The sequence below is a fragment of the Coleofasciculus sp. G3-WIS-01 genome, from assembly GCF_040223135.1.
Taxonomy (GTDB): Bacteria; Cyanobacteriota; Cyanobacteriia; order Cyanobacteriales; family Coleofasciculaceae; genus Coleofasciculus.
The window spans coordinates 1-13,043 of record NZ_JAVJZI010000054.1 but is presented as its reverse complement, the minus strand read 5'-3'; the positions used below and the strand labels follow the sequence as shown (position 1 = coordinate 13,043).

Genomic DNA, 13,043 nt, shown 5'->3' with positions numbered 1-13,043 from the left:
TCGGCTTTTTGCATCCATTGAAGAGTTAGAATCTTTGTTGCATCAACTTTTAAATGAAGACAAGCTAGTTATTAATTGGGGGCGTAAACTGAAAAATAAGGGTAATGCTCTTATCACAGTTTAAATGCATAACAGCTTAGTATCAGAACGCAACGGAGGATACTCTTTCGGCTGCAACGCTGGGATTCGTCCAGCGCTATACTCAAGCAATCCACCCGACTATTTTCTTTTGCTCAACTCTGATACCCTGGTTTGCCCCAAAGCCTTACAGGTACTGGTCGATTTTATGGAGCAATATCCTGACGTGGGCATAGCTGGTAGCTGTTTGGAAAATCCTGCCGGGGAACCTTGGCTCAAAGCCTTCCGCTTTCCTACAGTGCTAAGTGAGCTGGAGGCTGGTTTGCGCCTTGGGGTGGTATCCAAGCTATTGTCAAACTGGGTAGTCTGCCGGAATATGCCCGAAGTCCCCTGTCAAACTGATTGGGTGTGCGGAGCAAGCATGATTGTGCGCCGTGAGGTATTTGAGTCAGTCGGATTGATGGATGAAGGATATTTTCTATGGTTATGTCCTCGGTTTCGGGATTAACCCCAACGGCGGTGGGTACGCTTGTCTCCCACTCACCCTTTGAGCCAGGAACCTGTTCAACGGCTGGTGAGGGAGTTGATACGTTAACAGCACTCAGAACCTCTAACTCTTCTAGGGTTGAGGAAAAACTGTTGCTGTGCTGTTGCTGCTGTTGAGAGGGAGAACAATCTTCTCTAGATTCCATTTCCCCACTGCCTTTATCATCAACACCGACAGCACTACCAACTGTCAAAAGCAGTGATTGACTATCCGTCGTACTTTCAGCCCATTTATCACCACCAGCTCCATTACCAACAGCTTCCGCTCCATCATCAACAGTTTCGGTTAAAACCAATTTCAGTCGGTTCCCTTTCCCCACCAGCTTGCCATAACCTAGCCGAGCCAGTTCAATTAAATCTTGGCGAATTTTCCCAGGACTAGTTTTACGCAACCAATTGAAGGACGCTTGAAGTTTGCGAGCCGTCAGTTCCCCAAATTGATAAAGTTTGCTCAATATGGCACTCAAGCGTGGGGTTAATTCCCCTTCGCTGGCAGCAGTACCTTCTGAGTGGATGAGGATAACTTGAGATAAATAAAACTCAACAAGCTGACAGGCAGCAACAACTCGCTCTAAAGGAATATATAAGCTCGGTTGCGTTTTTCCCGCCTCTAATTCCCACAGAATATGCAGGTTTAGAGCCAGTCGAGCCGCGTAACCTTCCATTTTCGCGATCGCGGCTCGCATTCCTGGTTTAGGATGGGCAATGCGACGTTTCTCCAGGCTAAAGTGATACTTGCGGAAGTAAGCTTGAGCATTCGCGGCGAAGCGATACTGTGCCGGGGCAATAGTACGCGCTTTGCAGTAAAGGTTTTCCAGGAATGCTAAGTGAAATTCAGTATCGTTTTCTGGTAATTCTAGGGCTTTGAGGGGAATAAGACACCACAAAAACCGCCCCCATTCTCCTTGATCATCATCAAAGTTACCCATAAGCTTTTGCAGCTTTACGTTTTGAACGGCGCCCAAAATGCTCATCGAGTCGTATTTCAGGAAAATTCGTTCACCATTTTTCAGATTTTTCTTAAGTCCGCGTCCGTTCCAACCGGAGAGTACCGACTCTTTATCTTCCCCTCGTCCATGCTTATACGCTCCGTAGGAGGCAAACAAGCCGCTGAGTTCATCCTTGAACCAGAGTAAAGCGGTATCGGGTTGTTGTGCTTTAACCGCGTCAACGGCTTCGATGGTCGTTTTATCCAAGTAAAATTCCTTTAGGGGTGAGGGGGGAGTGGGTTCAGCGTCTTTCCACTCTGCCTCAGACATAGAACCTTTTTTTCCTAGCCACTTCTCCTGTGTTTGTTTGTACTTGGCTGTTTCCGTTTTTGCGCGTTGGTCTTCCTGGTATTGGAGTTCCTTAAGGGCATCTAATAGGGCATTAAGTAACGGTGACTTACGCTGTCCTGATTCAGTCGCTAGTCCCGCATAGATAATGGGGGGTTCGACAAATTTCAGTCGTTGGCTGACAATAATCCGAGTCGCTGGGTGTAGGCAAGACGCAAAAATTGGCAGGAATGCGGTGAGAACTGCCGCTGTAGGCGCTTCCATCTCCTGAGCAATCTGAGTCATCGGCTTGGCGTAGGAGAGGGGTAGGTACTTGGAAAGCGTCAGGGTGCGAGACTTGAAACCCTCCAGTTCCTTGATCTGTTCCATCCGTTCACTGCGGCTGGTTTCTTTGTCTAGATCCGTTTCCAGTTGAGCAGCTAACTCCCGAATAGATGACAAGGGCCATTCATAGGCATTCGAGAGTTCACCCAATGCTTCCAGTAACTCTGAGGGGGGTAAGTCTAGCTTGAGAATTTCATGAATTTGGTGGCGTAGGGTGAATGGCGCCAGTGAGGGTTCACCGCTGTCCTCTTTTTGTTTGGTCAGAGAATCATTCGACGGATTTTGCTGGCGATTATCACTACCCTTGCGATTTCCTTGGCGAGTGCCATTGTCCCACTCGGCTTGAATGGCATCCTTGATATGAGCCGGACACTTAGCCAAGAAAGTGGCTTGATCGAGTCGAGCAATTTTTTTCCAGCAACTTTCATCGTTCCCCATGTACAGAGCAGCCGGATGGCATTGAGATGGGTCTATAGTCTTGAGTATTCGTTCAATCCGGTTATTATCAATACCTAAGTGTCCTCCCGCATAATGAGCTAACTCTTCCGTATTGCCGCTAATAGAAATACCATTTTGATGCGCCCAATTTTGCCAACCATACCATTCTTTGATGCATAATGTCAGTGCTTCTGAGCGATCGCCTGTGGGATTAGCACCGCTGAGAATGTCCCTACTGGTACGGTTTCCTAAGCTTTCTAAGGGAATGCTGCCGGGACTAACGGGGAAGGGTATGGGGTTTAAGGTTGGGGGTTGTGCTTTGGCACAGCGTTTGGTGGACGTGGGGTAGATACCAATACTGTCGAGACTCTCGACTAACATCGGTTGTCCCCGGTTGATGCATTGGTAAGGTTTGCCTGATGGACCAATGGTGGGCGCCAGCACTGTAAAACGCCCTTCACTGATGGCTTCGCCAACGTGTGAACCCCCAGGCGTAAGGGCAAAGTTGGTAAAGTTGGGTTTTTGTTTAACCTGGAGGGCGATGCGCCACCCCCCTGAGTGGGTGCGCTCAATCAATGTTTGCTGTAAAGAGTGACGCTCGATCAGCCCTGAAACCGCAGTGTCGCATTCCGATGGGCTGGAAAATTGTTTAACGTCAAAGTCGAGCCAGACTGTGTTGTTCCAGCCGCCTAATGTGCCAATCCCATTGGCGGGATTAGTAAACCATAACTCATAGTCCCGGTCGTGGGGGAGTCGTTTTTGATACTGTCGATGGTTGACAAGGTGAGGGGAGTCATCTTTGTCTAAATAGGAGGGATTTTTCCCTGTGAACAGGGGTATGGGTTCTAAATTGGTTGTCAGGGGACAGTGAGACCACACACCCTTTTCCGGCTTTTCTTTAATCACTCTGGGATACTTTCTGCCGTCTTGTGCCGGAGCAACGGGTAGGACTGGGTAGTTTTGAGCTTTAAGCCAGTTAATCGCTTCCAGGCGTTCTGAGCTGCTGGGGGCTGGGTTAGGTTCTGTTTGATGCATTCCGATTTTCCTACTATTCAATCGCCATTGCCAAACACCACTGCGTTTGCCCTAGGGGGCTGTGTCAGTCGTGTGGACGTTGTTTGTCACTTAAGTGACTTTAGCAGCCGCCAAAAACGGGGATTTGAACAACAGCCGGATCAGAATGATCAGAAGGATCAGATTAATCACTAAAAATCAAACCCTTTCTGTGACTGGGTTTGAGACGACAAAAAATTTTTTTTGGTCAAGGTGCGGGATATTTTTGGTCAAGGTGCGGGATATTTTTGGTCAAGGTGCGGGATATTTTTGATTAATCAGCTATAATTCAGTGGACGTAAGGCTTTGAGAGATTTAGGTATAGAAAGTGGAATTTTTTATTAATTTTTGATTAATCAGCTCCAACTCAGTGGACGTAAGGCTTTGAGGATAAAAAGCGGAATAGTGAATTCTAACGACCTGTGATTAATCACCGTTACTCACCCTATGGTTTAGTCCGTGCATCGACAAAAAAATCGCGGTAGCACCGCGATGAACCAAAAACCTGAACTTGCCGATATGCAGCCTCTTAAGTTAGCCCGAACACCTTTTTCAGTTTCACTTCAAAAGCCGGACTGATTGGTTGACCTCCCCTATCCACACCTTTTTCAATCAAAACAACCATGGATTGACTAATTCCTGCTGAGGCAGCTAACTTGCGGGTACTCCATCCTTTAGCTGTTCTGAACTCTCTAACCTGTTTTCCTGTAAGGGTTGAAGTCTTCTTTGCCGGAGCGGGTTTAGTTGTCGATTTCTTGAGTGCCTTTTTCCGGAGTGGCTGGCTTCGACGCTCAATTTGTTCCAGTTTCTCAGCAATTTCTGGGGGGAGGTGTACCAAAAGTCTGGCATTCAGAAGCTGTTCAAAACTATTGCGCGATCGCTTAGTAATATCCGACAGATGGGTTCCTTTACCAAAGAGGGCATCTTTAGCCCAGAAGGATGCTGCGGCTTCGGGATCATTGGGGATTTGTGAAAGTGGGTTTTCCTCCTGCAAGAAGGGCCACTACTGTGGGGGGTAAGTTTCCGGGTCAGGTATAAGCCCCCATCCTTTCTTTCTGAGAATCTTCAGTACGGTTTCCCAGCGCCTGACTAGCTTTTTGCGGTCTTTGGCAGTACCGTTGGCTTGTTCTACTAATGAAGTCCCAAAGGCAATTTTCATCAGCAATTCCACGGTCAGTGAGCTGTTGTGATTGACCCTAAGTTTGAACAACAGCCAGGTCATTAATCGTACTCCCCCCTCGTGGTGATGCCAGAGGCTCATCAGGTCATGCAAAAATCCCTGAGAGAGGAGTCCGTACTCATAGTAGCCCGATTTGTGCAAGCGTTTTTCTGAGTTGAGGAAGTATTGCGCCCAGTGTCCACAGCGGATGTTGAGGGTGAATCCCACGAGAGTCTCTTCCCCAATCGGTTGTCCTTGGTCATCGCGCAGACAATTTTGGAAGTGTAGTATTGGCTCAGCAATTTCCCACAGCCATGTGCGGCTGACACTAAATGATCCAACCGCGCCCTTCTCTGGCCAAGAAATATAGACCAGCAGATGGCACGGCTGTTTAGCTAACTCTAGCATCAGCGTTAACTTCTGCTGTTTGTTGAGCTTGTGGTTTTTATCCAGTCCCAGGTAGCGCTCTAGTTGGGTATTGCTTAAAACAAACGACTGTTCCCAAGGACGTTCCAACTGGGTGGCGTGGGCGGCATAAATCAGGTGTAGGCAGGCAGCACGGATGTCAAATTCCTCGATTAATGCTAGGGCGACTTCTCCTTCCAGCAGGGTGGGATTTGGAGTATGTAAGTCATTGGTTAGCCAAAAGGTTACATACCCTTTGCCTTTCTCGACAGGGCTTTTGTAGTACAGTGATCCTTGTTCCGAATCAGCCCAATTAAGATTCTGTCCTTGCGTCAGGATGTTGCTCCCCTCCCAGATGAGTCGGTTTGATGCCATCTGCTCAGTTCTACCACTGGCGAACAAGTCAGGACTGGTTGGCGGTCTAGTAAAGGTGCGGTAGCGCCCTTTGCGACTCTGTTGATTTTTAACCGGAGTCTTTGATAGTTCTAGCCCGCTAATTTCAAGCTGGGTTGCCCCTGGTAGATTTTGGCTTGTCCCTTGATTATGACTTCTGTTCCCTTGCATTATCCTCTATGTACTCCTGCTTGGGCTGATAAGATTGGTTACACAGGCGGCTAACAGTAGTTGGTGGTTTGCCCAGTCCACTACACTCATTCCGGCGTGGCGTGCGGCGTCCTCAAAGAGTGGTCGCAATTGCGGATCGAATGAAAGCGTCAGAATGTAGTTTTTGGGTTGAGGATTTTGATTTTCTTTGCCTTGGGTCGGATTCCAGCGATCCGACCACAATTTACACTCTGTTCCTCGCGAGTTCGCATCTTTGGTCAGTAAGCTCAGAGTTCCTAAGCGATTGCACCAGAAGCTGTGGTTTTCAATTGATTCCCGTTAAAGCAATCTATTAATATTCACACCAAAACAGTTTACTCCGTAGAAAACACTCAAAATAATAAAGGTGTCCTTGTTCGATCTAGCGATCAGGTGGATCATGAGACTCAGAGTTCAGTAGTCAGACAAAAGTTAACTTTTATCTGACTACTTATCATCACGTTTAAGTGTTACCCAACTCATTAACTTGCTAATCAGTACATTTGACCATTAAAACGTCAGTCTAGACCGACCTGTTTACCCTGGGCGTGTCGTTCCAAATGCTGAATTTGAGGAATAATCGATTGAAAGAACTCAACATCACAATCACGTAACCGACAGGCTTGAGTAGCTTGCCAGTTGCCAAGAGAGAGCTTGGCGACCATTACCGGAGTAGTATCCTTAACAGGTGTTAAAGTCAGAGTTTGTTGAGTGGGGTTCCACTCAGCGGTGTATTTGCTACCGTTGTGGTGGTGAGTGCCAGCTAAATCTAAGGTTTTGGCGACAACAGCGGCAACCAATTCCGTGCGCTGCTGTTGAATGGCTTGGGCGATTGAGGCGTTTGGCTGTGTCGGCTGAGTTTGAGTTGCCACCTCGGGAAAGGGGACAATCTTGCCATCGACATAATCTCCCAGCGGCTCCATATATAGCCCCCAGACACCCTCTTTTCCCTTAAAACTATCTAACTCTTTTACGCTGTGCTTCTCAAAGGATGCCCATTGCTCCCGGTACTGGGGGTCAGCTATCATCTGTTGAGTAATGGGGTACTGCTTGCCGACTCTCAAACAGCAAGGTATCGGTACTCTGGTTATTGGTAAGAATGAGGGTTGGAAACAACAGGTGAATATGGGCAAACGCAATAACCAAAAGTTTGTCAATATCCCTCACGCTATTCTAATCGACCAGCTTACCTACAAGTGTGAACTGGCAGGTATCAAAGTAGTCATAATAGAGGAAAGTTACACGTCAAAAACGTCAGCTATTGACTTAGAGCCTCCTTGCAAGCAATCAAAATATACTGGCAAACGTGTCAAGAGAGGATTATTTAAGTCAAGTAATGGACGTGTGATTAATGCGGACATCAATGGAAGTATCCAAATTATCCGCAAGTATCTTCCAGAGGCGTTTACCGCCGAGGGAGTAGTGAGCTGCGCCGTGCAGCCAATACGGGTCAATCCAGTTTGAAAGACTGAACCTATGAGTTTCTATAAGTTTAGTCTACACGGTGGACTTCCAAGATAGAGGTAGCAGAGGTAGGTTGATTTGAATCAACGAGGGCAAGGGAAGCGTCGGCTTCAGAAACAGATAGCTACAGGAGTTGCTCCGAGCAGCTCCGCTTCAGTAGCGGCAATGTCTCTAGTGGAACCTCCTGGGGATTTGGGGGAGGAATCGGTTACGCGGTGGGTTTCCATCGACGCAATCAGTTTACCACCCCAACAGCCCCGGCGATACTTTGACTCCAAGAAGCTGGAAATGCTGTCGCTCTCGATTAAAGAACACGGAATTTTAGAACCTTTATTGGTGCGACCCCAGCCAGAGGAGTCAGAGCAATACGAACTGATAGCCGGGGAGAGACGCTGGCACGCCGCCAAAAAAGCGGGATTAGAGCAAGTTCCTGTCGTGATTAAAGACCTGAGTAACGAAGATTCCCTGGTTTTGGCACTGATTGAAAATTTGCAGCGGGAAGACCTCAATCCCTTTGAAGAAACCGAAGGCGTTTTGCAGTTATTGGCATTGAAGCTGTCTCGCAGTCAGTCGGAGGTGATTTCCTTGCTGCAAAGGATGCATAAGACCAAAATGGTTCAGGTTAAGCAAAAGCAACAGCCGGGAAATTCCCCGGCTCAATCTGAAGCCGCCGAGTCTGACTCGATTTGGGCGAATATCTTATTTGAGGAAATCGAGAAAACGTTTCAAGTTCTCGGTACAGTTGGGTGGCAGTCGTTTGTCACAGCGAGATTACCGTTATTAAATCTTCCCGAAGAGATAAGACAAGCGATTCAGTCGGGGAAAATTGAGTATAGTAAGGCAAGGTTGATCGGTTCGATCAAAGACCCCAAGGTGCGCGTTGCCCTGCTAGAAGAGGCAATTGAGTTAGGACTATCTCAAGCCCAGATTAGAAAACGCAAGCGTTCCTTAGAACAGGAAGACAACCCACTCCCCCATACTCAGGCATTGAAGTCTCGCGTTAAGGGGATTTATCGCTCTTTATCTTCTCCAGATTCAGCCGCCGTTTGGCAGCGTTTAGACCAAGACCCTTCATTGCTCCAACGCCTAGATCAGTTAGTGACTGACTTAGACGCATTACTGCTATATAAAACTAATACAATTCCCGACAAACGCGGACATTGATAGTTTACTTACTGCTTCAACCAGGGCTGTCGGCAGTGAACTACTTGACGCCAAGATTAGAGCGTTGGGATGAATCGCCGGATTAGTTAAAATCGATTTTAACCATTGGGTTAACTCAACTTTAACCCAGTGGTGGAACCGAGGTTCGCTCCTTTCTCGATAGCTTAGGAGAGTTCACGAGAAAAAGAGCAAGCCGATGATAGGTAAGGATTCTAAGGTTTCCGTACTCCCCGCTCATTTAGGTCAAGCCAGTCGCTTCAATACGAGCGATCGCTACTTCAAAAGTTCTGTGAGAGGATGCGGTGGGTTGAAAGCAACGACAGACCGCCTCAGTGTCCCCCTGCTGTTTATTGGGGGGTCGGCGTTGCTACTGTTGGAAATGTCTCTGCACCGACTGCTACTCACTTCTTTCGTCTATGGAGTCGCCCTATTGTGTAGCGCTCCCCAATTTTTTGGCGGTGCGTTGACAAACATTGAACGGTGGCAGCGGCAATACAAGCTAAATTTATCAGCACTAACATTCCTGTTTCTATCAACAGTATTTGCCTTTGACCTGATGGCGACTCCAGCAAACGCTCAGTTCTTCAATGGCGCTCAGGAATTTATGACCCAAGCCTTTGGTAATGCTGGAGGTACCGACATCACACCCGTAATTGAAATTATTTTCAACGTCCTGCGGGGTTTGATGTTAATTTATTTAGGCGTTTCACTCATCCGGGTGGTACAAGCCGCTCGGAACGATGAAGACTGGCAGACCTTAGCCAGGACACCCATGATCATTATGGTAGCCGTAGTGGTCGCTGATATTCTAACGGGTTTCATCGTCGGGGTTTAAACAACAGATATGTCTGGCAAACGGGACTTTCGTACCGTTAATCAAATTCTGGGAACCCAGCCCCGCTTAGGTCCCTTTCCCGCTGACCAAGTAGTGCCTTGGAGTCTAATTGGGCTTTTGGGCTACATCCTCAAACAACTCTTAGGTTGGAACTTACTATGGACGGGATTGTTTGTGGCTTGGGGTTGGGCAACCTGGTGGACACTGACAGGTGCAAAAGGGTGGATGTTTTTATCCAAGTTTATTGGCGTGCCGCGAATTGTCCGAGGGTATAAGCGGTTTCAGCCACTCCTTTCCCATCCATCCAGTCGGTACAGGAGGAAATAATGTCGAAAACAACAGCATCAACCCTACCCAAAAAACAACGGGCGGTAGCTCCACAATCCCAAACCAAAGTCGGGAAGAAGGCATTAAACTATGTCCCGCCTAAAGCCAAAAAACAAGTTACCCCCTTTGAAGACTTTGTTCATTTCGCCGGGATGGTTCGATTTAAGTTGCGCGGTTTGGATATTGGAGCCTACTGCCTCAAAAAAAAGGATACCATTCAGTTAAAATTTGGCTTTGATTGTACAGGAGTTCATCCTTCATTGCCCTGCATCCAAGTGCCGACTATTTTCGAGGCTATCGAGTCGGGATTGAAGGATTTACCTGACAACGAGACATTAACCATTCACGCCACTTCATTCACGACAGATTGGCAGCGACAAGCACAGCTCAAAGCCGTTCAAGACCATTGCGATTCCGCCCAACTCCAACTGTTGGTCGGTAGCGATCGCTTAAGAGTCAGAGAACTCACCGAGGCAGGGATTCGTAAACCCAAAACACTACGACTCTACTGCACCTACACCGTAGATGGCGATGCCGAAGGCACTTCCCAAGACGCTCTGGGCAAAATTTTACTGCTTTTAGCTCAAGGCGGGAAGGCATTCACCGGACAAATCCACGAACACAAGCGCCAACAGTTAGAGACCATCTTTCTCAATAGTTTTACCGATGGCTTCCAACTTTGGGAACAACTCTTGGCAACCAAGATGGGTCTTTCCATTCAACCCATGACCGCCCAGCAACTTTGGTCTGATCTGTGGACGCAATTTAATTTTTCAGACCCGCCGCCCATTCCCCATATTCTCACCTTGGACGACCGTAGTTTAACCGAAAAAAGCCAGAGCGATTTCCACATCTGCCATCATTTACTAGAGCGAGAATCCTCTGTACCCTTCTTTGACCGGGCTTGGGTGAGGCTCAAAAATCGCTATATCGGTGTCCTCTCCTTCACCGATAAACCCGCCGGGTGGCGAGATGAATATGCCCAGCTCAGGTATCTGTGGCAGGTACTGAGCCGAGAGCGGGTGTACGATACTCAAATCATTGCCCAATTCTCCCGAGCCAACGAAGCCCTCGCCAAGACAGCCGTGCAGCGCATCACCAAGCAATCCATTGTGGGTAGCGAACTCGCCATTAGCAACGCTTCTGTGGATGTGGGCGCTCAACTCAAAGCCGAAAAAGCGATCGCGGCTCAAGCTGAAATGATTGAAGGCGCCGTACCAATTAACACCGCCGTAGTTTTCCTCGTTCACCGTCGAGATACTCGGTCACTGGCAGAAGCTTGTCGGTATTTGAGTAGCTGCTTCCGTCGCCCCGCCGTGGTCGTGCGAGAGAAAGAATATGCCTGGAAACTATGGCTACAATGCCTACCTATTGTCTTAGAAAAGCTGCAGGCTAAACCATTCGACCGTCGCCTAACTTACTTTAGTTCAGAAGCCCCCGGATTGATGCCCCTGGTAACCACAGCGGCGGTGGATGAGTCAGGGTTTGAACTGATTGCAGATGAGGGGGGGACTCCCCTTCATCTAGATTTATACCAAAAGCACAAGAACCTGGGCGTTTTTGCCACGACCCGTGCGGGCAAATCCGTGTTAGTGTCGGGCATTCTCACCCAAGCCCTGGCACAGGGTATGCCCGTCGTCGCTCTGGATTACCCCAAGCCAGATGGCACCAGTACATTCACTGACTACACCCAATTCTTCGGCTCAGAAGGCGGAGCTTATTTCGATATTGGCTCACAGAGTTCCAACCTCTTTGAAATTCCCGATATTTAGTCAGGGTAAGAGCATCTCAATTAAGCTTGACAAAAGGAGTTGAGAACAGTAATCATATAGTCATTATTCATCGCCGCATGGAAAGCTTTTTTGCCTGAGACTACGCTTAAAGGATGTCTCCTGATTGAGTGCGTTAAGTGCCAAGCGCCTTAAAAGAGCCAAGTTACGAGGGCTATGAAAAGAACGAATGCGACATGCATCTTCACAAAAAATGACATCTAATGTCCAATGGACTTGGTTTTCAATAGTCCAATGTTGGCGAATAGCGCGACCAAGACCTTGAGCATCGGGAGGTAAAGAAGTTAGATAGAATTGAACTTCGGATGTAGTTTTATTCCACAAATGGCGAATCCGTTCGACGATAACAATAGTTTGGAGTCCTGACCAACGTTCAAGTTGATATAGTTTGCCGAAAGCTTTCAAGGGAACTGCCCAGACCGAACGTTTTTCAGTGCGGTGATGTCCCTTTTCGATGCGTTGGTCAGAGTCATATTTAATCCCTTGAAAGGAATTAGCTCGGTTGGTCTTAAACCATTGTTGAACCTGAGAGAAAAGAGTGGGATGATTACCTTTGAGAGAGACAATATAATCAGCTTTTTTGTCTCGAATGAGCTGAATAATATCATATTGAGTACATAGGCGTCAAGGGTAACAATTGCGCCCGTAATATCTAATAATTCCAAAAGAGCAGGAATCGCTGTAATTTCGTGTTTAGTGAGATTCAACTTTAAGTTGACCTAAAAGTAAGCGTTGTTCACTAGCCCAAGCGGTGACTAAATGCAGGGCTTTTACTCCTTGATTACGATCGTAAGAACCTCGAATACATTTACCATCAATAGGAACAATCTCTCCGGCAAGAGAACTGAGCATACTTTGCAGCCACTTGGTTAAACATTGTTCGAGAGATTTAGGATTGATTCGTTCAAAAATTCGTCGAAAGGTATCATCACGCTTGAATGCCATTGGGTAAATCTAAAAATTCTTGTAACCAGCGTTGTTTAGCGATGCCATAATTTTCCATATCTTCCCAACCCTTTGCCCCAGCTTTTGACAGCTAAGATGGCAATGACTAAAACATCTTTGAAGAGATGCTTTTGAGTTCTGGGAACCCGAGGGTCTTGGATGTCTTCGATATAACTTAATAAATTATCTTGGATAGCATTTATCGAGTTAAACTGAGGGGTTTTAACTGTTTGAGAATAAGATATTGCTGAGGTTTTTAATTGAGACCCAAAACCCTTTGCCATGGGCGAATTCTCCCTTTCTTGACTCAAATTAAAATAGATTATACTTTGACTTACCTCCATCAAAGGCGTACTCGCCAACCTTCATCTTCCTCCATAATGACCACCTGATAACCGTTTTGGCTCACCCCGCCAGGGGCGCGATCGCAAACCCCCCTTCGTCTTCCTCCATAATGACCGCCTGATCACAGTTGTGGCTTACCCCGTTAGGGGCGCGATCGCTTTCCCCCCTTCGTCTTCCTCCATAATGACCGCCTGATCACAGTTGTGGCTTACCCCATTAGGGGCGCGATCGCTTTCCCCCTTCGTCTTCCTCCATAATGAGTATTACTTTTGTCAAGTACAATTTATACCAAATTAGATGAGCTTACCCTG

General features: G+C 47.4%; 11 protein-coding genes and 2 pseudogenes. 7 read left to right on the top strand and 6 right to left on the bottom strand.

What is annotated here, in order from left to right:
- Positions 1–124: pseudogene (locus tag RIM23_RS05590) on the top strand (IS630 family transposase); the annotation flags it as partial.
- Between the two features lie 247 nt (positions 125–371).
- Here the strand turns inward: RIM23_RS05590 and RIM23_RS05585 are convergent.
- Positions 372–3,698: a DUF3987 domain-containing protein gene (locus RIM23_RS05585; protein WP_446365191.1), complete on the bottom strand. Its 3,327-nt coding sequence runs from the start codon at positions 3,696–3,698 to the stop codon at positions 372–374.
- 27 nt (positions 3,699–3,725) lie between these two features.
- On the opposite strand from RIM23_RS05585, the gene RIM23_RS05580 reads away from it, so the two are divergent.
- Positions 3,726–3,872, top strand: a complete 147-nt coding sequence (locus tag RIM23_RS05580) for a hypothetical protein (protein WP_446365189.1) — start codon at positions 3,726–3,728, stop codon at positions 3,870–3,872.
- A 373-nt stretch (positions 3,873–4,245) separates the two neighbouring features.
- On the opposite strand, the gene RIM23_RS05575 is transcribed toward RIM23_RS05580, so the two are convergent.
- The 3 genes from RIM23_RS05575 to RIM23_RS05565 form a co-directional block, all read right to left on the bottom strand.
- Complete coding sequence (locus RIM23_RS05575; protein ID WP_446365187.1) at positions 4,246–4,710, bottom strand: helix-turn-helix domain-containing protein; 465 nt, start codon at positions 4,708–4,710, stop codon at positions 4,246–4,248.
- A gap of 9 nt (positions 4,711–4,719) precedes the next feature.
- Positions 4,720–5,844, bottom strand: a complete 1,125-nt coding sequence (locus RIM23_RS05570) for a hypothetical protein (RefSeq protein ID WP_446365185.1) — start codon at positions 5,842–5,844, stop codon at positions 4,720–4,722.
- Positions 5,845–6,380: 536 nt separating this feature from the next.
- Complete coding sequence (locus RIM23_RS05565) at positions 6,381–6,890, bottom strand: hypothetical protein (protein WP_446365183.1); 510 nt, start codon at positions 6,888–6,890, stop codon at positions 6,381–6,383.
- A gap of 22 nt (positions 6,891–6,912) precedes the next feature.
- Between RIM23_RS05565 and RIM23_RS05560 the strand changes: the two genes are divergently transcribed.
- From RIM23_RS05560 to RIM23_RS05540, 5 genes are all read left to right on the top strand, one after another.
- Positions 6,913–7,326 (top strand): IS200/IS605 family accessory protein TnpB-related protein, encoded by a 414-nt coding sequence (locus RIM23_RS05560; protein ID WP_446365181.1) that lies wholly within the window; start codon positions 6,913–6,915, stop codon positions 7,324–7,326.
- A 78-nt stretch (positions 7,327–7,404) separates the two neighbouring features.
- The gene (locus tag RIM23_RS05555) at positions 7,405–8,490 is read left to right on the top strand and encodes a ParB/RepB/Spo0J family partition protein (protein WP_446365180.1); all 1,086 of its coding nucleotides are present in this window, start codon (positions 7,405–7,407) and stop codon (positions 8,488–8,490) included.
- 196 nt (positions 8,491–8,686) lie between these two features.
- On the top strand, positions 8,687–9,325 hold the full coding sequence (locus RIM23_RS05550; RefSeq protein ID WP_446365178.1) for a hypothetical protein: 639 nt from the start codon (positions 8,687–8,689) through the stop codon (positions 9,323–9,325).
- Positions 9,326–9,334: 9 nt separating this feature from the next.
- Positions 9,335–9,652: a hypothetical protein gene (locus RIM23_RS05545; RefSeq protein WP_446365176.1), complete on the top strand. Its 318-nt coding sequence runs from the start codon at positions 9,335–9,337 to the stop codon at positions 9,650–9,652.
- On the top strand, positions 9,652–11,424 hold the full coding sequence (locus RIM23_RS05540) for a hypothetical protein (protein WP_446365174.1): 1,773 nt from the start codon (positions 9,652–9,654) through the stop codon (positions 11,422–11,424). Before RIM23_RS05545 ends, RIM23_RS05540 begins: the two co-directional genes overlap by 1 nt.
- Before the next feature lie 63 nt (positions 11,425–11,487).
- Here RIM23_RS05540 and RIM23_RS05535 read toward each other — a convergent pair.
- Positions 11,488–12,387 (bottom strand): annotated as a pseudogene (locus RIM23_RS05535) (ISAs1 family transposase).
- A gap of 35 nt (positions 12,388–12,422) precedes the next feature.
- Positions 12,423–12,671: a transposase family protein gene (locus RIM23_RS05530; protein WP_446365172.1), complete on the bottom strand. Its 249-nt coding sequence runs from the start codon at positions 12,669–12,671 to the stop codon at positions 12,423–12,425.
- Between the last annotated feature and the right edge of the window lie 372 nt (positions 12,672–13,043).

Coding starts and splice junctions, on each gene's coding strand:
- RIM23_RS05585 (WP_446365191.1), bottom strand. CDS start 3,698: ATGCATCAAACAGAACCTAACCCAGCCCCCAGCAGCTCAGAACGCCTG.
- RIM23_RS05570 (WP_446365185.1), bottom strand. CDS start 5,844: ATGCAAGGGAACAGAAGTCATAATCAAGGGACAAGCCAAAATCTACCA.
- RIM23_RS05565 (WP_446365183.1), bottom strand. CDS start 6,890: ATGATAGCTGACCCCCAGTACCGGGAGCAATGGGCATCCTTTGAGAAG.
- RIM23_RS05550 (WP_446365178.1), top strand. CDS start 8,687: ATGATAGGTAAGGATTCTAAGGTTTCCGTACTCCCCGCTCATTTAGGT.
- RIM23_RS05545 (WP_446365176.1), top strand. CDS start 9,335: ATGTCTGGCAAACGGGACTTTCGTACCGTTAATCAAATTCTGGGAACC.
- RIM23_RS05540 (WP_446365174.1), top strand. CDS start 9,652: ATGTCGAAAACAACAGCATCAACCCTACCCAAAAAACAACGGGCGGTA.
- RIM23_RS05530 (WP_446365172.1), bottom strand. CDS start 12,671: ATGGCAAAGGGTTTTGGGTCTCAATTAAAAACCTCAGCAATATCTTAT.